We start from the raw sequence: 23,265 nt of genomic DNA on the forward strand, positions 1-23,265 counted from the left end.
CGGCTCCGGGCGCTCACCGGGTAAGAGGCGGTCACCCCTTGTTCGGACCCATGATCTTGAAGGTGGCGCCGGTCGCGTCGGCGGCCTCGGCGAGCCGGCCGTACGGCGTGTCCTCGGGCTCCCGCAGGGCCTTCCCACCCAGTTCGGCAATCTTCGCCGTCGCCGCATCGGCGTCCTCGACGTTGAAGTACACCGACCAGCTGGACGGCGCCCCCGCCGGAAGGAAGCTGCTCGCGTCCATCACTCCCGCCTGCTGCTCACCGGCGGCGTTGACCAGCGTCGCGTAGCGGAACTCGTCGGTATCAGACACCACCTGGACCGTCCAGCCGAACGCATCCCGGTAGAAGTCGAGGACAGCGGCGAAGTCCCGAGTGAACAGCTCGAACCAGACGGGCGCACCCGGTTCGCCGACCTTCGCGAAGCCGGCGTGCGTACCAGGCTGCCACAGGCCGATGGCCGCACCGCCAGGGTCAAGCACGACCGCGAACACTCCCAGGTCTCCCACCGGCATCGGCGGGGCGATCACCTGGCCACCGCGGTCCACGACGGCGGCGACCGTCTTCTCCGCGTCGTCGGCGCGCAGGTAGACCGACCAGCGGTCGGCCACCGCCTCCGCCGGCATCCCCGGCTGGTAGCCCATGCCACCGGCGACCGGCTCGCCCGCCCGCAGGAAGTTGAAATACCCGCCGAACTCCTCACTCCCGGCCTCCGCCGTCCAACCGAACAGCTCTCCGTAGAAGGCCCGGGCGGCGTCCGTGTCGGTCGTCATCAGGTCGATCCAGATCGGGCCGCCGGCGACGGTGCTGTCTGGCTTGGGCATGCTGGCTCCTTTGGCTGGGCGCACGGAACCGACGGAAACGCGGCCGCCTGGTCGGCGCGCTTCCTGGCCCGTGAGCGGGTCACTGAGATGCTTCTTTGACCTGCCCGCCGCGCCGAAGTCATCGGTCCCCGGGATTTTCTGCCCATGCCCGCCGAATGTCGGCCAGGCCAACCAGGTGAGTCCTACCGGAGGGACGGCGCCAGTCCGGTGGGGATCGGGAGGTCACAAGCAGGCTCCGGCGAGCCGGCGACGAGCCGAACCGGGACGACGCCGGCCCAGTGACCCAGCTCGAGGTCAGCCTCATCGTCGATCGGCCCCCCAGTCCGCACCTTGAGCGCGACATCCGTGGTCTCGGCCGCGAGATCGACGGCAAGCACCGACGTCGCCGCGAGCTCCTTCGCCGTCGGCGGGCGGCACTGGGCGGACCGTTCGGTACCGACCCGGTCGACCAGGGCGCCCAGCATCCGGCTCTTCTCCGCGGCGTCGGTCACCAGCCGGGCGTCACCGTGCACGACCACCGACCGGTAGTTCAACGAATGGTGAAACGCGGACCGGGCGATCACCAGCCCATCGAGCAACGAAACCGTGACGCAGACCGACAACGGTCCGGAGCGGGCCGCCGCAAGAATCCGCGCCGCCGATGATCCGTGTACATAGAGAGTGTCGTCGACGCGGGCGTGCAGCGTGGGCAGCACGTGCGGCCGGCCGTCGACGACCACGCCGACATGACAGAACAGCGCCTCGTCGAGAACAGCGTGCGCGGCCGCGCGGTCGGTGACGAAACGGTCGCGATGGCGAGTCGGGCTCAGCATGGAGCCATCCTCCGGGCCGGCTCCGGCGGACGTCCAGCGAATTTACGCGGGCGGACAGCCACTCGGCGAAATCTCCTACCGGGTTACTGGAAAGCGCCTCGCCGGCAATCACGAAAGCGTTTTCGGTATTGCGCCGTTCCGCAGCCCTGGGCGGGCCGTCCAACTGGGTCGTCATCGGCCAGCCGTACCGAGCCACCGCGCGTGACAGATCAGACCATCACGATCTCCGGCCAGCACCCAGCCGGGTCACGGCCAGGATCCCCCCCCCCCGCGATCCGGGCTGCCGGTCTTCGCGTTCCGCCGAACGGCCCATCGGCGCGTTCCGGACGACCGCGCACTCCCGCACGTCCCGGCACGGCAGATCCTCGCGTTCCGCGGAACGCGGCGCACGCCGCGATCGGCACGACAGCGCACTCCCACACGTCCCTACCCACACGTCCCGGCACAGCCGATCTTCGCGTTCCGCGGAACGGGTGCACGGCGCGTTCCGCACGACAGCGGATCGCCATGTTCGCCGACGCGGTCGATCCCGCGACGCGCACGGAGGCGGATCTGCCGGTTCCGCGGTGCGGTCGATCCCGGCCGCCCGGCGACGGCCGCCACCAGCGGGGATCGCGCGAGGCAGGGGCCCGTCGCGGGGGGCTCCGACTGATCGACGGGAGGCCCTGGGTGCGCCGAGGTACGGGAATGCGGGCTGGCCGCCGTAGCTTGGGGTGGTGGAGGGAATTCCGACCGAGGAAGGCCAGCGATGGCGACTGTGGAATTGACCAAGGAAAACTTCGACGAGGTGGTCGGCGGGGACGCGGACCTCGTCCTGGTTGATTTCTGGGCATCGTGGTGCGGGCCGTGCCGGATGTTCGGGCCGGTCTACGAGCGGGCGTCGGAGAAGCACCCGGACGCGGTGTTCGGGAAGGTCGACACCGAGGCTCAGCGCGAGCTCGCCGCGCATTTCGGCATCTCGTCCATCCCGACCCTGATGATCGTCCGAGACAAGGTCGTCCTCTACTCCCAGCCCGGTGCGCTGCCCGAGGCCGCGCTGGAGGACCTGATCACGCAGGCAAAGGCCGTTGACATGGACACGGTCCGCGCCGAGGTGGCCGCGCAGGCCGGCGAGAAGCACACGCACTGACGCCTTTGGTCGTCCCGGCCACGTCCCAGACCGCAGTGGATTGAGCCGCCGGGCGGACGTGCCCTGGGCAACTCCGCGCCGAAGGCGCCCGGATGATCGCCGATCTTCGGCTAACGTCCGGGACGTGGCGAAATCATTGCGGATTCGGCCAATCGCGCTCGCGGCCGTGCGCCGTGGCGACGACCTCCTGGTCTACGAGGGGGTCGACCGCGTCAGTGACCGGCGGATCTTCCGGCCGCTCGGCGGCGGTGTCGAGTTCGGCGAACGGGCGGTCGAGGCGGTACACCGCGAGCTGCGTGAGGAGCTTGGCGCGGAGCTCACGAACGTCTCCCTGCTGGGCGTGCTGGAGAACGTCTTTCAGTGGGAAGGCCGACCGCACCACGAGATCGCCTTCGTCTTCGCCGCCGACCTCGTTGACGCGTCGTTCTACGCGCGCGACGAGCTCGGCAAGGTCCTCGACGCGAATGACGAGGTCAGCTGGCAGCCGATCTCACGGTTCACCGACGCTGACCCGTCAACGCCCCAGCTGCTGCCGCCGGGATTGCTGCCCCTGCTCAGCGGATGAGCAGGGGCAGCGCGGGGGCAGAGCGGAGGAGCCGGGGCGAAGATCAGAAGGTGAGCGGCCCGGGAGTGACGCCGGCGGCCCGGGCCGCGTGGGCGACCCGGGCGTGCAGTTCGGTGGTCGCCGCGAGGGTGAGCTCGGACGGCGGCTGAGCGGCGTCGTAGACCGGCTTGCCACCGACGTAGACCTGCTTGAGGTTGCGTAGCCCGCAGGCGAAGACATACGTCGCGTAGACATCCCAGATGGGACCCGTGTCCGGCTCACGGGGATCCACGACGAGAAAGTCGGCATGCTTGCCGACCTCCAGGCTGCCAAGCCGGTCCGCCACGCCGAGCACCTCCGCCGACCCAAGCGTGTGCATTCTCAGCATCTCCGCCGGCATCAGCACCTTCGCGTCGGAATGCAGGGCTCGCAAGGTGTAGATGCCGATCCGCATGTTCTGGAACGGATCGGAGATGTCGGTGCACGACTGATCGTCGAGACCAACTCCGATCCGGATGCCGGCCGCGCGCAACCGTGGGATGTCGGCGATTCCCGAACCGAGGCGGCCGTTCGAAGTCGGTTGCCACACCATCCCGGCACCGGCGGCCGCAGCCCTTGTAATCATCTCGTCCGTCGGGTGTACGAAGTGGCCGAACAGGAAACGCGGCCCCAGGATGCCTGCCTCGTCATACCAGGCGAACTTGGCCTGCTGCTGCTCCAGCGCCTCGGCCGTCTCGACGAAGTGGGCCTGGTTGATCACGCCATGCCGACGCATGAGCTCGGCCTCCACGGCGGCGGTGCGGGACGTGGCCGCCCATTGCACGGCACCGAAGATCGCGGCGCCGAGGTTGAGCGGCGCCGGCACGTTCGCCTCGATGTGGTCGGCCACCGCGGCAAACGTGTCGAGGACCTGCTGCTCGGGGAAAGCCTCGTCATCGAGCCGGATCGCGGACATCACCCGAATGCCGGCGTCGGCGCCGGCGTCGACCTGACGGGTGAGGAAGTCGACAGGATGGACCTTCCCGAGGCTGGCGCTGCCGACCTGGGGGTCGTAGTTCCAGATCACCCGGCTCTGGGCGAAGTTGAACGCGGACGTTATGCCGTTGCGGGCGAAGTCCAGGCTGCCGTGCAGAGTGAACCAGTACAGGTCCTCGACGCCGGCGCCGGTCAGAACGGCCATGTTTTCGGCCAGCCAGCCGTAGAGCGTCTCGCCGACCCCCAGCCCGCGCAGCCCGGACATGAACAGGTGGCTGTGCGCGGAGATGAACCCTGGGGCGACGATCGCCCCACCTACGTCCAGTACCGCCCTGGATGTCGCTGAGGCGCTGGGGTCGACGGTCGAGGGTGGCGTCGGCGGGTCACCGGGCCCGATTCCGGTGATCGTGCCGTCGTCGCCGACGGTCAGCCAGCCGCGGAACGGTTCCGCTCCGTCCGCCATCGTCAGCAGCAGCGCGTTGACGACCGTCAGCGCCGTCGCGTCCGTACCACCAGCGGTCATGCCTGCTCCCTCGCGCCCGCGCACAGCCACCGACCATGAGGCCGCTTGTGGTCATGAGCCGGCTCCGCAGGGCCGGCGCACGCCTCACGCCCGCCTTGCTGGTCAGTACCGTCCTATCTGCTGGCACGCTACCGACCTGCTGTTTCTCACGGATTAGGCGGCTATCGCCGTTCCTTGCGCCACACGAGCTTGAGGGCGGACCAGTCCACGTCGAGGGCGGCGACCTTGGTGTCGACCAGACCGAGGGGGAGCGCCTCGTCACGGATGAGGTTCTCGGTGACATCGCTTCGATGGCCGGCCGCCTTGCGTGGCCAGGCGATCCACAGCGCACCCGCCGGAAAGATCACCTGGCCGAAGCCCGCGATCGCAGCCTCCAGCTCTTCCGGCGTCCGGCAGAAGGCAACGACGACGTTCGCCGCGCCGGACGGAGGGCCGGCGGGCTCGGCGGCAGGCGGCGTGGAGATCCGCTGGCTCGTCACGTCGGCCGGAAGGTCAGGGATGGCCCAGCCCGCCGGCGCGCCGCACAGCACAACCTCATGTCCGGCCTTGACCCCGAGCTTCCGCACCATCGCGGTGCCTGAGTAGCCTGCCTGCCCGTTTGTCACGGTCACAGTGTTATCCAGGGCTGGTCCGGCGAGGTCGGCCGGTGGCTCCGCGACCCCGCGCCAGCTGGGCAGCGACTCACCCCGCGACCCACCGGTTGAGGCGCGGCCAGGCCCCGCACACCCCCGGTACAGGGTGGGGTTCTCCCGACCAGGGCGGGCGGCCTGGGCCTATGGTGCGAGGCCTGGGCCACAAGGCAGGCTGGAACTGTGGAACCCGATCGTGTGGCAGCGGAGCGCGCCACTCCCGATAAGCAGGACACGGGCGTTTCGGCGCAGGGCGACGTCGAAGCCGCGGGTGACGAGGTCGTCGCTCTCGAGAAGACCCGTTCGGACGAAGGCCTGCCGGACGCTGAGACCGACACCGCGAGCGAGACCAGCGAAGAAGACCGCGCCGACGACCCGGCCGGCGACGACGCTAGCGACACCGTGCCCGACGCTGACGAAGCGCATCACGCCGACAAAGAGCCCTACGCCGACGAAGCGCCTGACACGGATGAAGCCGCCGCCGAGACCGACGAAGCCGAGGCCAAGGACGTGGCCGAGACCGCCGCCGAGACCGACGACGCTGAGGCCGAGGCCAAGGATGTGGCCGGTGCCGAGGTCGAGGCGGACGGCACTGAGGCTCAGGGCAAGGACGGGGCCGACGCGGAGGTCGAGGGCGTCGCCGAGGCGTCGAAGTCCCGTCTTGACGCCGCTCCGGGCGGTGCGCCCGGAGCGGCCGGGCTGACCCCGGACGAGGCGCGCAAGCCGGTACCGGAGTCGATTCCCCTCCTGGGGATCGGTGCCCGGGCGTGGAAGCAGGTGACGTTCGAGCTGCTGAACCTGCCGCTCGCCATCGCCGGCTTCGTCTCCATGGTCGTGCTGCTCACCCTCGGCAGCGGCCTCGCGATCACGATCACCGGGCTTCCACTGCTGGCCGTCGGCTTGATCATCTGTCGCATGTGGGGGCAGGTCGACCGAGCGCGAGCCCGGTCATTGCTGGGCCTAGACATCCCAACGCCGTCCAAGGTCCCGGTTCGCAACTCAGGGTTCTTCGGCTGGTTGTGGGCCCAGCTTTCCGACCCGGTCGGCTGGCGCGCGGCGTTGTATCTGCTGATCCGGCTCCCGTGGGGCGTGGTCTCGTTCAGCGTGACACTCACGGTCCTCGTCGGCCTCTGGCCGGTGGCGCCCTACGTCGTGTACGGATTCGCCGCCGTCGACCGCGCGTTGATGTCGGCGCTGCTCTCGCCGTCGAGCGCGATGGAACGGCGCATCCGCGAGCTGGAGGCTGGCCGGGAGACCATGGTCGATGCAGCCGCGGCCGACCGGCGGCGGATCGAACGGGACCTCCATGACGGCGCCCAGGCCCGACTCGTCGCGCTCGCTATGGATCTGGGGCTCGCGAAGGAACGGATGAATGAGGACCCAGCTACAGCGGCCCGGATGGTCGAACAGGCGCACGGCGAGGTGAAGGTCGCGCTCGAGGAACTACGCAACCTAGCCCGTGGCATCCATCCGGCGATCCTCACCGAACGGGGTCTCGGGGCGGCGCTGTCGAACGTGGCCGGACGCTGCATCGTCCCGGTCACCGTCAACGTCGACCTGCCGAGCCGTCCGTCCGGCGCGGTCGAGGGACTGCTCTACTTCACGACCGCCGAGTTGCTCACCAACATCAGCAAGCACAGCGGCGCGACCAACGCGGACGTCCGGCTGGCGCAGCGCGGCCGGACGATCGAGCTGACCGTCACCGACGACGGGCGCGGCGGGGCGAGCGCCACCTCGGGCGGTGGGCTCGCCGGGCTCACCGAGCGTGTTCGTGCCATGGACGGCACCTTCACGCTAACCAGCCCGCCGGGCGGTCCGACGGTCGTAGAAGTCCGACTCCCCCAGCAGGATCAGGTCATGGCGGTGACACAGCCAGGCACCCCGGCCAGAAGCGAACGGGAGGTCAAACGTGATCTGCGCCAGGCCAGTCGTGAGCTGAAGGAATCCATGCGCACCGACCGCCCCAGCTCCTGACGGCCAGAGCCCTGGCCCGCGCCGCCCGATCACCGGGCCCCCGATCGCCGGGCCCCCGATCGCCGGGCCCCCGATCCCTGGGCACAGACTGCCTGATCTTCGGGCCACACAGCCTGACCTTCGGACCGAGCCTGATCTCTGGCCTTCCTCCGCGGTCGGTCGCGGCGGTCGCGGTGTGGTGTTCGGTTCGGCGCATTTCCGGCCCGCGGAACCGCCGATTTCCATACCTAATCGGTGATCACCGGTAGCCGTTCCCGCGCCCGAGAGGCCTTGATCACGAACTGGGTATGCAGATCGTCGTTCCGCGTCCCATTCGCACCTTTTATTCATACCAAACTGGCGATCATGTCCGGCCAGTCCCGCGAGATCGCGCGAAGATCGCCAGTTGCGTATGCGAACCGGCGCCTGCCCTCGAAACGAAGATCCACCTCGGGAGCACGGCCCCACCGGTAGCCTGTCCCGCGCCCCCGGGGGAGCGCAGGCACCCGAGGCGTTCCTCGAAACACCTGGCCTCCCGCGGAACGCCTGACCTCGGCGTCCCGCGGAACGCGCCGACAGGACCCGCCTGGCCTACCACCAATCGCGGCGTTTGGCCCAGCGCAAGAGCGCCGCGGACATGGCGGCCATCGCGATCAGCACGATGATCAGCTGCTCGGGGCGGGTCCTCGTGTTCACGATGATGTTCATGCCGTAGATCGAGGACACCGCGGTGATCGGCAGGGTGATCGCGGCGATGACCGCCAGCCGTTCCGCCGCGATCGTCATCTTGGTGTCGATCCGGGTGCGGTAGAACTCGATGACGCCCTGCAGGTACTCGCGCTGGACGTCGGCCAGGCCGCGTACCTGCTCGAACTCGTCGGTGATCTCGGCGAGCAGCGGCCTGACCCCGGCCGGGAGCGCCCAGACTCGGCCCATGAGCCGGGCGTAGGTCTCCCTGTTCAGCGCGCTGATCGTGCGCGCGGCGAGCAGGCCGTGCCGGGCCCGGAACAACTCGTCGAGGAAGGGCTCCGGCTCGCCGAAATGGCCGGCGATCACCCGTTGCTCCAGGCCCCAGACATCGGCGGTCAGTGCCTCGACGAACCTCTCCTGACTGGCCGCGAGGGCGAGCACGATCGCATGCGACAGATCGAAGGGGCTAGCCGGGCGAAGCCGCCCGGCGTCCATCCGGGCCAGCACGGAACTGGTCTCGCGCAGCGCGACCGACGGGTCCACGGCGGGATTGATCGGCCCGTGCACCGTGACCAGGAAGTGGCGGCCGATGAACTGGTCGAGTTCGATGTAGTGCACGTGTCCGCCTACACCCTGCTCCGGGCCGTGGAGAACGACGAAGACATGGTCGGCATAGGAATGCGTCTTGGCCACCAGGTTTCGCTCGGCGCAGTCGTGCACCGCCCGTGGGTGGAAGCCGAAAACGTCCAGCAACACCCGTTCCGCGTCCTTTTCGCAGCTCGGAATGTCGACCCAGACGAACTCCGTACCGGTCTCCACCGCGTCGGCGTCGTCGGGGCTCTCGGCCTCGCCGCCGCCGGCAGGGACGACCGAGACCCTGCGGAGCAGTTCGCCAAGCGCCTCGACGGGGTGCCGCTCGACACCGGCCCTCGTCACCAGCCGAACATCCATGAACCGCCTCGACCCCACCCGCCGCGGCTGTTCAGCCGCCTGAACCGGCACCTTGCGGCCCGGAGGATGAACCGCACGATAGGTGGCGGCCAGCGCGGCTGTCCTCGCCCGCAGCGTCAACGCATCGTGAACACTCGGCCCCGCCTCTGGGCCGCCGAACGTGCCTCGGGCGGCATGATCGGCCTCGAACCGCGGCTGTCTCCGCCCAGCTCAGACCTGGTTGATCTTGCCGGCCGGGCGCGTCCCGTACCGCCCGGGAGCGCCCTTCGCCGCACGCGGCGAGCGGCGTGGAAGCCGCTGGAACAGGGCCGCGACCCCGGCCGCCGCGACCTCCCCGGCACCCACAGCGTCCCCGGCACCAACGGTGTCCCCGGTACCAACAGCGTCCCCGGTACCGCCAGCGCAGGCCTCGGCGGCGCTGGTCTCGGTGAAGCGGCTCCGGACCGACCAGGTCAACGCCTTGCGCAGGGTGACGGCCAGCAGCGCGATGCCGACGAACACGGCCAGCACAAGCGGGTCGATCCAGCCACGAAGGCCGAGCTGACCGTCGTCGCGAACGACCCAGCCCAGATAGAACGGCCAGGCCAGCGTGCCGACAGCTACGGCCGCGGCCGGCGACGCCCACCAGCCCAGCACCGCCACGAGGGCGCAGAGCAGCAACAGTCCGTCGTGCCGCACCCCCGGCATCGAGCTGAATCCGGCGCAGAGAATCAGGAAGCCGACGAAGCCCGCGGCCAGCACTACTTCGAACGGTGCGGTGGGCACCCGGACGGCCGGGCGTTGGCCCACGCTGGAGGGACCTGCCGTACCGACGGATCCATGGTGATCAGCTGTCGGTGACCGCATGATGCCTTCCTTCCGGCTCCGCTGCCGATGCCACCGGCCCCGCCGGTGACCGCGGCGATGCGTCACCCGATCGCTGCCCACCGGCCTAAGCGTTTCGACTTACCGCCCCAGCGCCCTCGGCCGGTCTACTGCCAGGCTCACCCGAGCACGGAGCAACAGACGCCACATCTACGCGATATTGACGACGCCGGGCCGACTTTCTACCCGGTGTTGACGCGGCCCCGTCCTGGGCAGCGGGCTCCGGACGAAATATCAGCATCGATGGCTTAATTCCGTGAATCTTCACCGAGGAGCGGCTTTCCCGAAACTCCCGCGCTCAGCTCGGCGACCGGAGTGCTCCGCCGACGACCCGTCCTGGTGCTGCCGTCGACGACGGCCGGCGGTTGACGTCCCCCGCGGGTAAGACGGCCCGTCGATGGGACGGCAGGCCCCCCGGCGGGAAGCGTAGGTCCGTGTGCCGGCGTTGGGGGCGTCAACAAACCATTAATAAGGATCTTCGCGCCCACTTGCCGCCCCCACGATGTATTGCGGTCATAACCCAGGGAGCCGGGCAACCCGCCTCGGCGGCTCGGCAGCTTCGGCCTGGGCGCTCAGACTGCCGATGGAGGCACTGGTGACCACGCGGCCGCGATACCCTGCGAACGCGCCGGACAACGTCCAGCCGGCCGAAGACGGCCACTGTGGCCCCGAAGACCCTGGCCCCGCAGACCCTGGCCCAATCGAACACCGTGGCCCAATCGAACCAGCCGGCGTCCCGCAGCCCGCGCCGCCGTCGGAACGGCGCCGGGAGGTGAGCCGACCGGCCAGCCCGACCAGAAGCGGCCGCTACCGGCAGAGCCTGCGGGCCTGGCTGCTGCAGGGCCTGGCCGAGCAGTCACAGCGGCACGCCGGCCCGCACACGCAGCCGCCGGCCGAGGCGCACCGGATGCACCGGTGGTGGCGGGTCATGTGCCTGACCGGGGTCGACTACTTCTCGACGCTGGGGTACCAGCCGGGCATCGCGGTGCTCGCCGCCGGCGCGGTCAGTCCGGTCGCGACGCTTGTCCTGATCGTGCTGACTCTGGCCGGTGCGCTGCCGGTGTACCGGCGAGTCGCGCACGAAAGCCCGCATGGCGAGGGCTCGATCGCGATGCTTGAGCATTTCCTGCCCTGGTGGGCGGGCAAGCTGCTGGTGCTCGCACTGCTCGGCTTCGCCGCCACCGACTTCATCATCACGATGACACTGTCGGCCGCGGACGCGTCGGCGCACATCGTCGAGAATCCGTACACGCCAGCCGTGCTGCACGGCGAGTCGATGCTGATCACGCTGTTCCTGCTGGCGTTGCTCGGAGCGGTGTTCTTGCGGGGCTTCACCGAGGCCGTCGGCCTAGCCGTGGTCCTGGTCGTCGTGTACCTGTCGTTGAACGCGGTGGTCATGGTCGCCGCCTTCAGCAAGGTCGTGAGCGAACCCCACGTCATCGGCGACTGGCACCGACTCCTGATCGCCCAGCATCCCAATCCGTTCCTGCTGGTCGGGTTCGCCCTGATCGTGTTCCCCAAGCTCGCGCTCGGCATGTCCGGCTTCGAGACCGGTGTCGCCGTCATGCCGCTGATCCGGGGGGACGAGACCGACACGGAAGCCCATCCCCACGGCCGAATCCGGGGCGCCCGCCGGCTGCTCACGACCGCCGCCCTGATCATGAGCTGCTTCCTGCTGGCCAGCAGCCTGGTGACGGTGTGGCTGATCCCGGAGCGGGACTTCCAGACCGGTGGGCCCGCCAACGGCCGCGCTCTCGCGTATCTCGCCCACGAACTGCTCGGCAAGGCGTTCGGCACCGTCTATGACGTCAGCACCATCACGATCCTGTGGTTCGCGGGAGCCTCCGCGATGGCCGGGCTGCTCAACCTGGTCCCGCGCTATCTGCCCAGGTACGGCATGGCTCCACGGTGGACCCGGGCAGTTCGCCCGCTCGTCCTGGTATTCGTCGGCATCGGGTTCCTGATCACCTGGGTCTTCGACGCCAGCGTCGACAAGCAGGGCGGCGCCTACGCCACCGGCGTGCTCGTTCTGATCACCTCAGCCTCGCTCGCGGTGACGTTGTCCGGAATGCGCCGAAGGGCCGACGGGCGCCGCTCGACCAAACGGCTCCTCGGCTTTGGCCTGATCACGGCTGTTTTCATCTACACGACGATCGCCAACGTCTTCGAACGGCCGGACGGTCTGATCATCGCGTCTATCTTCATCGTCGTGATCGTGACCGTCTCGTTCATCTCCCGGTCGGTACGAGCGTTCGAGCTCCGGGTCACCGAAGTCCGCGCCGACGCGGCCGCACGCGAGTTCATCGCCGACGTGGCGGCGACGAGCCGACGAGACGGCTCGGGGGACGGCGAGCCCGCGGATCTGCGGCTGGTGGCCAACGAGCCCGACACTGGTGAGGCGGCCGAGTACCGCGGCAAGGAGGCGCAGATCCGTCGAGACGCGCACATCCCCGCCGGAGACCCCCTGTTGTTCGTCGAGGTGGCGATCACCGACGCGTCCGAGTTCGAATGTGCCCTCGATGTCACCGGCCTCGACCTGCACGGCTATCGCGTGCTGCGGCTGACCAGCACCTCGGTACCCAACGCGATCGCCGCGCTGCTGCTCTACGTGCGTGACACCACCGGGACTCGCCCGCACATCTACTTCGAGTGGACGGAAGGGAACCCGTTCACCAACCTGATCCGGTTCCTGATCTTCGGCGTCGGGGAGGTCGCTCCGATCACTCGCGAGGTGCTACGCGAGGCCGAACCGGATCGTTCCCGGCGCCCCGCCGTCCACGTCGGCTGAACAGCCATGGCCAGCGCACTACGACGACCAGACAGGACCGGACCACGCCCATGACCTCCGACGCCGTCGACGGGCCGCGGCGAGGCCGGCTGCGGATCTACCTCGGCGCCGCCCCCGGCGTCGGCAAGACCTACGCGATGCTGTCCGAGGGCCACCGCCGGGCCGGACGCGGCACCGACACCGTGATCGGCCTGGTGGAGACGCATGGCCGCCACCTCACCGCCGAGATGATCGGCGAGTTCGAGATCGTCCCGCGGCGGACCGTCTACCACCGCGGCGCCCGCTTCACCGAGATGGACGTCGACGCGGTACTCGCCCGCAAGCCAGCGCTCGCCCTCGTCGACGAGTACGCGCACTCGAACGTCCCCGGCTCCCGCAATGCCAAGCGATGGCAGGACGTCGAGGATCTGCTCGGCGCCGGCATCGACGTCGTCACGACTCTGAACATCCAGCACCTCGAGTCGCTCAACGACGTTGTCAGCACGATCACCGGGGTGCCACAGCGGGAGACCATCCCCGACGCGGTGGTCCGGGCGGCCGACCAGGTAGAGCTGGTCGACATGGCCCCGGAGGCGCTGCGCCGCCGGATGGCGCACGGAAACGTCTACGCGGCCGACAAGGTCGACGCCGCGCTGGCCAACTACTTCCGGGTCGGCAACCTGACCGCGCTGCGCGAGCTCGCACTGCTCTGGGTCGCCGGCAAGGTCGAGGAGCAGCTGGACGACTACCGGGTCGATCACGGAATCACCGACACCTGGGAGGCCCGTGAGCGGGTTGTCGTCGCGATCACGGGCGGGCCGGAGGGCGACACACTGATCCGCCGGGCTGCCCGGATCGCGGCCCGTTCCACCGGTGGCAGCGACCTGCTTGCCGTCCACGTCAGCCGGCCGGACGGCCTGGTCACAGGCGCTGACCCGGCGGCGCTGGCCCGGCAGCGCGCCCTCGTCGAGAGCCTCGGAGGCAGCTACCACCTGGTTCTCGGCGACAACGTCCCGAAGGCGCTGCTGGACTTCGCGCGCGCCGAGAACGCCACCCAGCTGGTGCTGGGCGCGAGCCGGCGTGGCCGGTTCGCGCACCTGGTCAGCCGCGGCGTCGGCGTCACGACGACGGCTCGTTCCGGGTCCATCGACGTGCATCTCGTCACCCACGAGGAGTCCAGCGCCGGTGGTCGAGGAACGCGCATACCCGGCGAGGACGGGTCGAAATCGGGCGGAGCCTGGGTTCTCGGCGCTGGGCGGGCCAGACGGCGGGCCTCGTCGCTGACTCTGTCGGCAAGCCGGCAACTGGCCGGGTTCACCCTCGCCGGCGGCGCCCTGGCGCTCCTCACCGTGCTGGCGACCTCAAGCCGACAAGAGGTCAACCTGACCTCCGACACGCTGCTCTACCTGCTGGTCGTCGTCGCGTCGGCCTTCATCGGCGGGATCTGGCCTGCGCTCGCGGCCGCGGTCGCGGCCTCGTTGCTGTTGAACTTCTACTTCACCCCGCCGCTGCACACCTGGACGATCGACGATCGCAACAACGCGTTCGCGCTGGCGGCGTTCGTGGCGGTCGCCATCGCCGTCAGCCGGGTCGTGGATCTCGCTCGGCGCCGTTCGGTGCAGGCGGCCCGGGCGAGTGCCGAAGCGGAGACCCTCGCGACACTCGCCGGCACCGTCCTGCGCAGTGAGCATCCACTGCCGGCGATCCTGGAACGTGTCCGCGAGGGGTTCGGCATGACGTCGGTGACCTTGTTGGCGGCCAGATCCGGTGACGACGCCTCGAATCCGCCGCCGCCTGGGTCGGGCCGCGACCTTTGGGAGATCGTGGCGAACGTAGGTCCCAGGCCCGCCGAACACCCCTCCGACGGCGATGTCGAGGTGCCTGCCGGCCGGTTCACGCTCGTCCTCCGCGGCCGGCCGCTGCCGGCCGCGGACCGGCGGCTGCTCGCCGGATTCGCCGCACAGGCGGCCACCGCCGCGGAACGGCTCCGGCTGGCGCAGGAGGCCGCTTCCGTCAAACCACTCGCCGAGGCGGACCGGGTCCGCTCCGCTTTGCTGACGGCGGTCAGTCACGACCTGCGCACCCCCCTGGCGGCGGCCAAGGCGGCTGTCACCGGCCTGCGGGCCGAGGATGTGGTCTGGTCGCCGGAGGAACGGGCCGAGTTGGTCGCCACCGCGGACGAGTCGCTCGACCGGCTGACGACGCTGGTCGAGAACCTGCTCGACATGAGTCGTCTCCAGGCGGGGGTGTTGTCGGTGTTTCCACGGGCGGTCCACGTCGAGGATGTGGTCGCGCTCGCACTCGACTGTCTCGGGCCGGATGCGGTCGGAGTACGCATCCAGGTCAGCGCGGACCCCGAGGTGCCCGCGATGCGCGCCGATCCGGTGTTGTTGGAGCGCGTCATCGCCAACGTGGTCGCCAACGCGATCCGATTCTCCCCGGCGGGCTCGCCCCCACTCGTCAGCGCGAGCACGCTCGGCGACCGGGTGCAGATCCGCGTCGTCGACCGCGGCCCTGGCGTGCCCAAGACGGACCGTGACGCGATCTTCCAGCCGTTCCAGCGACTTGGCGACCGCGACAACACGGTCGGCACCGGCCTCGGTCTCGCGCTCTCCCGCGGCCTGACCGAGGCGATGAACGGGACCCTCACCCCCGAGGACACCCCCGGCGGCGGCCTCACGATGGTCGTCGAGCTTCCGGCCGCCAGCGGGACGACCGAGGAGGCTGTGGATCCGGCAACATCAGGGGGGCCGGCAACATCAGGGGGGCCGGAGCCATCAGGGGGGCCTGCGACCTCAGGGGGGCCGCGATGACCCGGGTTCTGATCGTTGACGACGAGCCGCAGATCCTGCGCGCGATGCGGATCAACCTGCGTGCCCGCGGTTACGAGGTGGTGGTCGCGGATACCGGCGCCACCGCGCTCACCGCCGCCGCCGAGACTCGACCGGACATCGTGATCCTCGACCTCGGCCTGCCCGACCTGGACGGCGTCGAAGTGATCCACGGCCTGCGTGGCTGGACCCGGGTGCCGATCGTGGTCCTGTCGGGCCGCGCGGACAGTCGGGACAAGGTCGGCGCCCTGGATGCCGGCGCCGACGACTACATCACCAAGCCGTTCGGCATCGACGAGCTGCTGGCCCGGCTGCGCGCCGTCGCCCGCCGCACCGGCGAACAGTCAGCGAGCCCCATCGTCCGGTTCGGCCGGGTGACCGTCGATCTAGCCGCCCACCGCGTCACCCGGTCAGCCACGCCGGCTGCCGGCGCACTCGGCGAGGCGACACCCAGCGAACGATCGCGCCTGGAACCGGCCGCCGAAGCAGCCACCGGAGCGGGGGCAGCGGGCCACCCGGACAACGGCGTCCCCGCGGAATCGGCCGCGGAGCCGGTGGAGGAGATCCACCTGACGAAGACCGAGTGGGGCCTGCTCAAGGTTCTTCTCAGCCACCCGGGCAAGCTCGTCACCCAACGTCAGCTGCTCACCGAGGTCTGGGGCGCCAACTACGGATCGGAGACCCACTACCTGCGCACCTACCTGAATCGGCTTCGCCAGAAGCTAGAGGAGGACCCCGCCCGCCCTCGGCACCTGCTCACCGATCCGGGCATGGGCTACCGCTTCCAGCCCTGACCGGGCGCGCCCGTCAGTGCTGGGCGCACAGCGTGGTCATCAGGTTCTTGGCGCGGTCGACGCAGGGCGTGAAGCTGTCGGCACGAAGCAGGTTCTTCGCCGCGTCGAGGGTGGTGTATTCGAGGAAGGCCGAGAGCAGGCTGTCCCCGGCCGGGTTGCCGTAGGTGTAGAAGTACTCGACCTCCCAGAACGGGTACTCGCCGCGTTCGACGGTGCTCAGGTCCGCCTCCCAGCCGCCGAGCTTGACCTCGTTGACCTTCTGGTAGGTCGCCGCGGCGCCGCGCTCGGCGTAGCCGATCGCGCCGGGTGTCCGGGAGACCTCGTCGAGCAGGGTCGCTTCGGTGCCGAACTCGCACCGGATCGTCGCCGCCTGGGGATCGCGGTCCTTGCTGATGCAGTCGTTGGACGAGACGGCCGGTTCCGGGGTGCCGAGCACCCGGCGTTCGAACGCTCCGCGGGTCCCCGACTCGGATCCCCGGGAGACGATCCGGATCGCGAGGTCCGCCCCGCCGATCTGCTTCCAGTTCGTCACGCGGCCGGCGTAGATATCGCGCACCTGGGCGACAGTCAGATCGTGGACCCCGGTCGACTGGTTCACCACGAGCGAGAAGACGACGACCGCGACCGGCCGCGCCACCAGGGAGCCGAACTCCCCGGACGCGGCGCCGTCGGACATCGCGAGCCGGGTGACCGCATCGCCGGCGTTCGCCCGGCCAGCGCCCTCGACGGACCGCAGGCCGGTGATGCTGCCGTCGGCGACAACGGTGAGGGTCGCGTTCCCACAGCTGTGGTGGTAGTCGTCGGCGATGCTCTTCACCACCGGAGCGAACGCCGTGGAGCCCTCGATCCGAAGCTCGCCGCGGACGCAGCGGATCGCGCTCGGCGTCCCGCCCGTGTGGTTGACGATCAGCAGACCAATGAGCAGGCCGGCTAGCAGCAGGGAGAGCCCGCCGAAGACGAGTCCGCGGTTGCGCCGCCGGTCGCTGTCTCGTTCCACCCGGCCGCCGCGGATGTAGCCGCCGGCGCCCACTTCCGTCCGGTCGCCGGACAGCAGCACCAGGAGCTTGAAGCGATTGCCGCGGTTCAGCTCGAACTGCGGGATGCGGACCGTCTCGCCGTCGAACTCCGGCTGGATCACCCGATCCAGCGAGGCCGGGCTCGGCTCGACGACCTGGACAGCCTGGACCGTCCGGCCGGGGAAGGTGAAGGTGATCGGAGACTCGGTGCTGACGTCCTCCCGGCTGACGTCGAGCCGACCCGCGTTCTTCAGCCTCAACAGGACGAGGCTGCCGTCGGGCACGGGCTGACCGCGGTGGCGGATCTCGAAGTCGAAGTTGCTCGCGACCGACCGGGGAGTCACACCGATCTTGCTGTTGAGGTGCACCCGGTAGGTCACGACCCGGCGGTCACCGAGGAACCGGTCGACCAGCCAGCCGGCCAGGGTCGCCAGCAGCCCCAACCCGGAGATGAACGTGTCCAGGTGGTTCCTGATCATGCCGAGCACCTGACGACGCTCCCACCCGCGCGATCGAGCACCTCCCGCGTCGGCTCCGACGCGAAAGTCGAACGATTGGCCCAAAAGGTACCTTCGCCAACTACCTTCGCGACTGTCGCATCACGGACAGTTCATTCGCTGTTAACGGTTCGCGTCCCAGCGAAGCCGCAGCGCATCCGACCCGGCCTCGACCGAGCCAGCCGAGGCCGGGCGGCACCACCGAGCGGCCCACCGCGTCGCCGCGGCGTCCAAGAAATCAATCGCCGTTTATCGGCGGCGCCGGCCGACGCGCCGGAATTCGCGACAAAGAGCGCTGCCGAGCGGGCGGCCCAGCGCGCACCACGGCGATGACGACGCAAAGTGGCGGCCACCACGCCCACCACGGGACGCAAACGGCCCCCGGCGACGGTTGAGACATCCGAGCGTAACGAGCGCGGGGTTCACGTATCGCAGCGGGTCTGCCGCGCAGCGGACATCCGAATATCCCCAAGGCGGCCTCTCGGAGCCATTGCGCGACAGTCTTTCGCGGAACAACCAACCCGTGTTCCCACATTTTCGCGCAGAACACCGTGACCCTCGTCACAGATCACCTTTAGCAGACACCTGACCTCAGTGCATTGCACGGAGAGTGACAGATCTGCCGGACAGCCGCCCTGGTCAGCGGCTTGTGGCTACGTCGAGTAGTTAGTTACGGTTTCCCCGGTCGCAACAAAGCACCGTTTCGGACGCCGAGTTCTGCCCCCGGTCCGGTGCCCCCTCCTAGAGATCGCCAGGGCAGAAGTGGGGGAACCATGTTCCTCCGGGCCCGCGCGCAGCGCGCGCCCTTGGGGTTAAGCCAGCCATTTCCCGAGCGTCCTCGGAAGAAAGGCTGGCCGGGCTTCCCGGCCCGAACCCGACAGCTAACCTCACAGGCGTGCGGGAAAGATTCCTCCAGAATGCTCCAGGGCCGTCACCGCAAGAAGAGTAATGCCCGCCGCCGCCGTTCGTCGATTGTCGCCGCTGGTGTCATGAGCGCCACCGCGGGCGCCGCAATCTTCACCGGCGTCGCTCCTGCCAGCGCCGCCAGCAGCGTCATCTCCGACGCGCAGATCGCCGCCTACGCGCACAGCGCCGGTCTCGACAGCTGCCGCGGTGTCCCCCTCTCGACCTGGGTCGCGATCGCGCTGGCCGAGTCAAGTGGCAACACCTACGCCCACGCCACCGGCATCGAGGACTCGCGCGGGCTCTGGCAGATCAACATGTGGGCCCACAGCAGCTGGGTAGGCAGCCGCAACCTCTATGACCCGGCGACCAACGCCTGGGCCGCGACCCAGGTCTGCAAGGGCTCCGGCCCGGGCGCCTGGAGCACCTACTCGAACGGCGCGTACCGCGCGTACCTGTCGCGTGGCTACGCCGCCGCGAACGCGGTGAGCAGCGGTACCGTCTCGGCCGCTCCGGTGTCCCTGGCCAAGGCGGCCCCGGCCGTGCCGGCGAACGCCTGGTACCTGTCGCAGGCGGCGAACCACAGCTCCTACCTGGACGCGGTCCGCCAGCTGCAGACGAAGCTGTCGGGCCTTGGGTACACGATCGCGGTCGACGGCTACTTCGGCCCGCAGACCGACGGCGTCGTGCGCGCCTACCAGGGCAGCCACGGCCTTCCCGCCGACGGGGTCGTCGGGCCGCAGACCCACCAGGCCCTGTTCGGCTAGTCCGGGCCAGGCCCACCTCCGGCAGCCGCGCGACGGCTGCCGGTCCCCCAGCCGGCGGGCGAGCGACCCGGCCAGCCCGCCGGCACCCAGGCACTCCCACGCGCCGTCCCCGCGACGCATGGGAGCAGAACCGCTCCGGCCTCCCTCCTGTCAGGGCCGGGGCGGTTCGCCATTTCCGGGCGGTCAGAGCTGGTCGGGCGTCAGAGCTGGTCGACGGCGGTGACGGTGAGAGCGGCGGCGCCGATCTCGTCGGACTCGGCGAGGTCGACCTCGGCGCTGATACCCCAGTCGTGGTCACCGGCCGGATCGTCGAAGATCTGGCGGAGCAGCCAGGTACCGGGCTGGGTCGCCGTGTCGACGATGAGCATCTTCGGGCCGCGGGCGTCCGCGCCGGTCCCGATCTCGTCATGCTCGTCGAAGTACGGCGCGAGGGCGTCCTCCCAGGCGTCGCCGTTCCAACCAGCCCCGCCGTCGAGGTCCCCGAGCTCGTCCCACCGGCGCAGCGCCGCGAGCTCGACCCGCCGGAACAGCGCGTTCCGCACGAGCACCCGGAAAGCCCGGACGTTCCTGGTAACGGCCGGCGGCTTGTCGCTGAGCCGGTCGCCATGCTCGATCGCGGCGGCCTCGGCCAGGTTGGCCGCGCTTGGGTTACGCAGGCGCTCCCACTCGTCGAGCAGGCTGGAGTCGACCTGACGAACCAGCTCGCCGAGCCATTCGATCAGATCGGACAGTTCCTCGGTCCGGGCCGTGTCGGGCACGGTCTGGCGCAGCGCCTTATAGGCGTCGGCCAGATAGCGCAGCAGAAGCCCTTCCGAGCGGGCCAGGCCGTAGAAGCTGATGTACTCGGCGAACGTCATCGCCCGCTCGTACATGTCCCGGACCACCGACTTCGGCGCCAGCTCGTAGTCGTCGACCCAGGGCGCGCCGTGCCGGTAGATCTCCAGTGCGGCGGTCAGCAGCTCGTCGAGCGGCTTCGGATGGGTGACCTCCTGCAGCGCCTCCATCCGGTCGTCGTAGTCCAGGCCTTCGGCCTTCATCGCCGCGACCGCCTCGCCGCGCGCCTTGAACTGCTGCGCCGACAGCACCTGCCGAGGGTTGTCCAGGATCGACTCGATGACGGACAGAACGTCGAGCGGATAGTCCGGCGCCTCCCGGTCGAGCAGGTCGAGCGCGCCGAGCGCGAACGGTGACAGCGGCTGGTTCAGCGCGAAGTCGAACTGCAGGTCACCGGTGAGCCGGATCGTGCGCCCGGTGGCGTCCGGCTGCTCGAGCTTCTCCACGACGCCGGCTGCGAGCAGTGCACGGTAGATCGCGATGGCCCGGCGGATGTGCCTGCGCCGCGCGGCCAGGTCCTCGTCGTTGTCGGTGAGCAGATGACGCATCGCGGTGAACGCGTCGCCCGGCCGGGAGATGACGTTCAGCAGCATCGAGTGGGTGACGACGAAATGCGAGGTCAGCGGCTCGGGCTCGGCGGCGATGAGCCGGTCGTAGGTCGGCTGCCCCCAGCCGACCTGGCCCTCGGGCGGCTTCCGGCGGACGACCTTGCGCCGCTTCTTCGGGTCGTCGCCGGCCTTCGCCAGCGCCTTCTCGTTCTCGATGACGTGCTCGGGCGCCTGCACGACGACGTAACCGGCGGTGTCGTACCCGGCCCGACCGGCCCGCCCGGCGATCTGGTGGAACTCCCTGGCGGTGAGGATGCGGTTCCTGGTCCCGTCGTACTTCGACAGCGACGTGAACATGACCGTGCGGATCGGCACGTTGATGCCGACGCCCAGCGTGTCCGTTCCGCAGATGACTTTCAGCAGCCCCGCCTGGGCGAGGACCTCGACGAGCCGTCGGTATTTCGGCAGCATCCCGGCGTGGTGCACGCCGATCCCATGGCGCACGAGCCGGGAGAGGGTCTTACCGAACCCGGAGCTGAAGCGGAAGCCGCCGATCGCCGTCGCGATCTGGTCCTTCTCCGCCTTCGTCGCGACGTTGATGCTGGTCAGCGCCTGGGCACGTTCCAGCGCCGAGGCCTGGGTGAAGTGCACGATGTAGACCGGCGCCTGGTGCGTGGAGAGCAGTTCCTCGATGGTCTCCTGCAGCGACGTCATGACGTACTGGAAATAGAGCGGCACCGGCCGGTCGGCGGAGCGCACGACCGCGGTCGGATGGCCGGTCCGGCGGGTCAGGTCGCGTTCGAACCGGGTGACGTCGCCGAGCGTCGCCGACATCAGGACGAACTGGGCCTGTGGCAGCTCGATGAGCGGCACCTGCCAGGCCCAGCCGCGGCCCGGGTCGGCATAGAAATGGAACTCGTCCATCACGACCTGGCCGACATCGGCGTCGGCACCCTCGCGCAGCGCCAGGTTGGCGAGGATCTCCGCCGTGCAGCAGATGATGGGTGCCTGCTCGTTGACGCCCGCGTCGCCGGTGATCATGCCGACGCTCTCGGCGCCGAATATCTCGATGAGCGAGAAGAACTTCTCCGAGACGAGTGCCTTGATCGGCGCGGTGTAGTAGGTGCGACGACCGGTCGCGAGCGCGGCGAAGTGCGCGCCGGCGGCCACCATGCTCTTGCCCGACCCGGTCGGGGTGGCCAGGATGACGTTCGCCCCGGAGACGATCTCGATGAGCGCCTCCTGCTGGTGCGGATAGAGGGACAGCCCTCGGTCGCGCGCCCACTCCTCGAAAGTCGCGTAGATCGCGTCCTCGCCAAGCGGATCCAGGCGTGCGGCGGGCAGCCCGCCCGGGGGCAGGGCGTCAACGAGGTCGGTGGTGGCAGGAAGCGTCATGGTGCTTCCGATCGTGCCTGACAATTCGGCCGGCCGCCCAGTGCCACTCACAACCGGGCCTCTCGCTACCAGCACAACTACGTCCAACCAACCAACACGCTGTTACCAAATCGTTCCAGCGTGGTGACCTACGGCGACCATATTTCGCCAGATGGCGCGTCGGATGTCCGTCTTGGGATGGTCATATCGGGCGCATCGGCCGTATGGTAAGCGGATCACATCGCCAAAGGCGGCTTGGGGCGTGGAATGCTCAGGGTGCTGATCTATTGCGTTCTCTTCGCGCTCGTTCCGGTGGTCGCCTGGCTCACCGCCCGGCGGGTGTCGACGTTCGAGCGGCGACTGGTCGCTGCCGTAATGGTGGTCGTCCCGACGGGGCTCATCGTGTTCGTGATGGTGATGACCAGCCACGGTAAGGGAGCGACCGCGGCGCTCAGCGCCGAGGACGCGCCGAACTCCACGGCGAGCTGGAGCATTGGTCCACTGTTGGAGCTCGACACCGCTCCCGCAGCGGTAACGCCCACCGCCGATGCGGGCGTCGCCCCGCCGCCAGCCACAGCCGGCGCTCGTCCGCCGGCCTTGGGCGGTCGCCCGGACGCGAAGTCGGAGAAGCAGCCCGGCTCGACGAGTCCCCTGGCTCCCGGCTTCGCGCCGGTCGTGCCGGTGGAACCGGTTGGCGTGATCCTCCCGCCGGTCACGATCCCGTCGAGCGCTGGTCCCAGGACGCTTCCGCCGGTGACCGTGCCAGTGATCACCACGCCGCCGCGCCCGTCACCGCCGGCCGGGCCGACGACGACACCGCCGGTCATCGAGCCGACGACGCCCGTCATCACGCCGCCGCGCACCACACCGCCGGTCACGACAAGCGCGGCACCGGCTCCGACGACACAGCCGCCGGTCACCACCGAACCGCCGGTCACCGAACCGACGAGCGCCGCGCCGACGATCGTGACCGATCCGGTGACCACCGGGCTGTCCGACCTGCTGAGCGCCTCCGCGTTCCTCTCCGCGACGGCCTCTCAGTCG

At 69.7% G+C, this 23,265-nt stretch carries 16 protein-coding genes and 1 riboswitch; of the genes, 7 read left to right on the top strand and 9 right to left on the bottom strand.

Features of this window, described 5'->3' with window-relative positions; all coding sequences use genetic code 11:
- Nucleotides 1-31 precede the first annotated feature (31 nt).
- Together FRAEUI1C_RS33235 and FRAEUI1C_RS33240 are read right to left on the bottom strand one after the other, a co-directional pair.
- Nucleotides 32-820, bottom strand: a complete 789-nt coding sequence (locus FRAEUI1C_RS33235) for a VOC family protein (protein ID WP_013427772.1) — start codon at nt 818-820, stop codon at nt 32-34.
- A 182-nt stretch (nt 821-1,002) separates the two neighbouring features.
- Nucleotides 1,003-1,632 carry a pyridoxamine 5'-phosphate oxidase family protein gene (locus FRAEUI1C_RS33240; RefSeq protein WP_013427773.1) on the bottom strand — a complete coding sequence of 210 codons (630 nt, stop codon included), beginning with the start codon at nt 1,630-1,632 and terminating at the stop codon, nt 1,003-1,005.
- Between the two features lie 748 nt (nt 1,633-2,380).
- Here FRAEUI1C_RS33240 and trxA point away from each other — a divergent pair.
- Nucleotides 2,381-2,761: a thioredoxin gene (gene trxA, locus FRAEUI1C_RS33245; protein WP_013427774.1), complete on the top strand. Its 381-nt coding sequence runs from the start codon at nt 2,381-2,383 to the stop codon at nt 2,759-2,761.
- A 124-nt stretch (nt 2,762-2,885) separates the two neighbouring features.
- A complete protein-coding gene (locus FRAEUI1C_RS33250; protein WP_013427775.1) occupies nt 2,886-3,326 on the top strand; it encodes an NUDIX hydrolase in 441 nt (146 codons plus the stop codon).
- 43 nt (nt 3,327-3,369) lie between these two features.
- On the opposite strand, the gene FRAEUI1C_RS33255 is transcribed toward FRAEUI1C_RS33250, so the two are convergent.
- Together FRAEUI1C_RS33255 and FRAEUI1C_RS33260 are read right to left on the bottom strand one after the other, a co-directional pair.
- Nucleotides 3,370-4,803 carry an amidohydrolase family protein gene (locus tag FRAEUI1C_RS33255; protein WP_013427776.1) on the bottom strand — a complete coding sequence of 478 codons (1,434 nt, stop codon included), beginning with the start codon at nt 4,801-4,803 and terminating at the stop codon, nt 3,370-3,372.
- Between the two features lie 161 nt (nt 4,804-4,964).
- Nucleotides 4,965-5,408 carry a DUF3052 domain-containing protein gene (locus FRAEUI1C_RS33260; RefSeq protein ID WP_232425209.1) on the bottom strand — a complete coding sequence of 148 codons (444 nt, stop codon included), beginning with the start codon at nt 5,406-5,408 and terminating at the stop codon, nt 4,965-4,967.
- A gap of 222 nt (nt 5,409-5,630) precedes the next feature.
- Here FRAEUI1C_RS33260 and FRAEUI1C_RS36915 point away from each other — a divergent pair, with 222 nt between their 5' ends.
- Nucleotides 5,631-7,406, top strand: a complete 1,776-nt coding sequence (locus FRAEUI1C_RS36915) for a sensor histidine kinase (RefSeq protein WP_013427778.1) — start codon at nt 5,631-5,633, stop codon at nt 7,404-7,406.
- A gap of 570 nt (nt 7,407-7,976) precedes the next feature.
- On the opposite strand, the gene FRAEUI1C_RS33270 is transcribed toward FRAEUI1C_RS36915, so the two are convergent.
- Both FRAEUI1C_RS33270 and FRAEUI1C_RS33275 read right to left on the bottom strand, forming a co-directional pair.
- On the bottom strand, nt 7,977-9,011 hold the full coding sequence (locus FRAEUI1C_RS33270; RefSeq protein WP_232425210.1) for a magnesium transporter CorA family protein: 1,035 nt from the start codon (nt 9,009-9,011) through the stop codon (nt 7,977-7,979).
- A 225-nt stretch (nt 9,012-9,236) separates the two neighbouring features.
- Nucleotides 9,237-9,815, bottom strand: a complete 579-nt coding sequence (locus FRAEUI1C_RS33275; protein ID WP_013427780.1) for a hypothetical protein — start codon at nt 9,813-9,815, stop codon at nt 9,237-9,239.
- Nucleotides 9,816-10,485: 670 nt separating this feature from the next.
- Between FRAEUI1C_RS33275 and FRAEUI1C_RS33280 the strand changes: the two genes are divergently transcribed.
- The 3 genes from FRAEUI1C_RS33280 to FRAEUI1C_RS33290 are packed head-to-tail and all read left to right on the top strand — an operon-like array spanning nt 10,486 to nt 16,282.
- Entirely contained in the window at nt 10,486-12,678 is a 2,193-nt protein-coding gene (locus FRAEUI1C_RS33280; protein WP_013427781.1) for an APC family permease, read from the top strand.
- Nucleotides 12,679-12,728: 50 nt separating this feature from the next.
- Nucleotides 12,729-15,470: a sensor histidine kinase gene (locus FRAEUI1C_RS33285; protein WP_013427782.1), complete on the top strand. Its 2,742-nt coding sequence runs from the start codon at nt 12,729-12,731 to the stop codon at nt 15,468-15,470.
- Nucleotides 15,467-16,282, top strand: a complete 816-nt coding sequence (locus tag FRAEUI1C_RS33290; RefSeq protein WP_013427783.1) for a response regulator — start codon at nt 15,467-15,469, stop codon at nt 16,280-16,282. Before FRAEUI1C_RS33285 ends, FRAEUI1C_RS33290 begins: the two co-directional genes overlap by 4 nt.
- A gap of 13 nt (nt 16,283-16,295) precedes the next feature.
- Here FRAEUI1C_RS33290 and FRAEUI1C_RS33295 read toward each other — a convergent pair whose 3' ends face one another.
- The gene (locus FRAEUI1C_RS33295; RefSeq protein WP_013427784.1) at nt 16,296-17,777 is read right to left on the bottom strand and encodes a substrate-binding domain-containing protein; all 1,482 of its coding nucleotides are present in this window, start codon (nt 17,775-17,777) and stop codon (nt 16,296-16,298) included.
- 757 nt (nt 17,778-18,534) lie between these two features.
- Nucleotides 18,535-18,706: riboswitch (cyclic di-AMP (ydaO/yuaA leader) on the top strand.
- Between the two features lie 78 nt (nt 18,707-18,784).
- Here FRAEUI1C_RS33295 and FRAEUI1C_RS33300 point away from each other — a divergent pair.
- On the top strand, nt 18,785-19,465 hold the full coding sequence (locus tag FRAEUI1C_RS33300) for a peptidoglycan-binding protein (RefSeq protein ID WP_013427785.1): 681 nt from the start codon (nt 18,785-18,787) through the stop codon (nt 19,463-19,465).
- 200 nt (nt 19,466-19,665) lie between these two features.
- Here the strand turns inward: FRAEUI1C_RS33300 and FRAEUI1C_RS33305 are convergent, their stop codons facing one another.
- Nucleotides 19,666-22,242 (bottom strand): DEAD/DEAH box helicase, encoded by a 2,577-nt coding sequence (locus tag FRAEUI1C_RS33305; RefSeq protein ID WP_013427786.1) that lies wholly within the window; start codon nt 22,240-22,242, stop codon nt 19,666-19,668.
- Between the two features lie 263 nt (nt 22,243-22,505).
- On the bottom strand, nt 22,506-23,207 hold the full coding sequence (locus FRAEUI1C_RS39935; RefSeq protein ID WP_013427787.1) for a hypothetical protein: 702 nt from the start codon (nt 23,205-23,207) through the stop codon (nt 22,506-22,508).
- Nucleotides 23,208-23,265: the final 58 nt, after the last annotated feature.

The sequence above is a fragment of the Pseudofrankia inefficax genome (assembly GCF_000166135.1).
GTDB classification, from domain to species: domain Bacteria; phylum Actinomycetota; class Actinomycetes; order Frankiales; family Frankiaceae; genus Pseudofrankia; species Pseudofrankia inefficax.

Excerpts from the sequence above, each read along its gene's own strand:
- FRAEUI1C_RS33295 (WP_013427784.1), bottom strand. The coding sequence starts at position 17,777 with ATGATCAGGAACCACCTGGACACGTTCATCTCCGGGTTGGGGCTGCTG.
- FRAEUI1C_RS33290 (WP_013427783.1), top strand. The coding sequence starts at position 15,467 with ATGACCCGGGTTCTGATCGTTGACGACGAGCCGCAGATCCTGCGCGCG.
- FRAEUI1C_RS33255 (WP_013427776.1), bottom strand. The coding sequence starts at position 4,803 with ATGACCGCTGGTGGTACGGACGCGACGGCGCTGACGGTCGTCAACGCG.
- FRAEUI1C_RS33300 (WP_013427785.1), top strand. The coding sequence starts at position 18,785 with ATGAGCGCCACCGCGGGCGCCGCAATCTTCACCGGCGTCGCTCCTGCC.
- FRAEUI1C_RS33235 (WP_013427772.1), bottom strand. The coding sequence starts at position 820 with ATGCCCAAGCCAGACAGCACCGTCGCCGGCGGCCCGATCTGGATCGAC.
- FRAEUI1C_RS33240 (WP_013427773.1), bottom strand. The coding sequence starts at position 1,632 with ATGCTGAGCCCGACTCGCCATCGCGACCGTTTCGTCACCGACCGCGCG.
- FRAEUI1C_RS33305 (WP_013427786.1), bottom strand. The coding sequence starts at position 22,242 with ATGACGCTTCCTGCCACCACCGACCTCGTTGACGCCCTGCCCCCGGGC.
- FRAEUI1C_RS33285 (WP_013427782.1), top strand. The coding sequence starts at position 12,729 with ATGACCTCCGACGCCGTCGACGGGCCGCGGCGAGGCCGGCTGCGGATC.
- trxA (WP_013427774.1), top strand. The coding sequence starts at position 2,381 with ATGGCGACTGTGGAATTGACCAAGGAAAACTTCGACGAGGTGGTCGGC.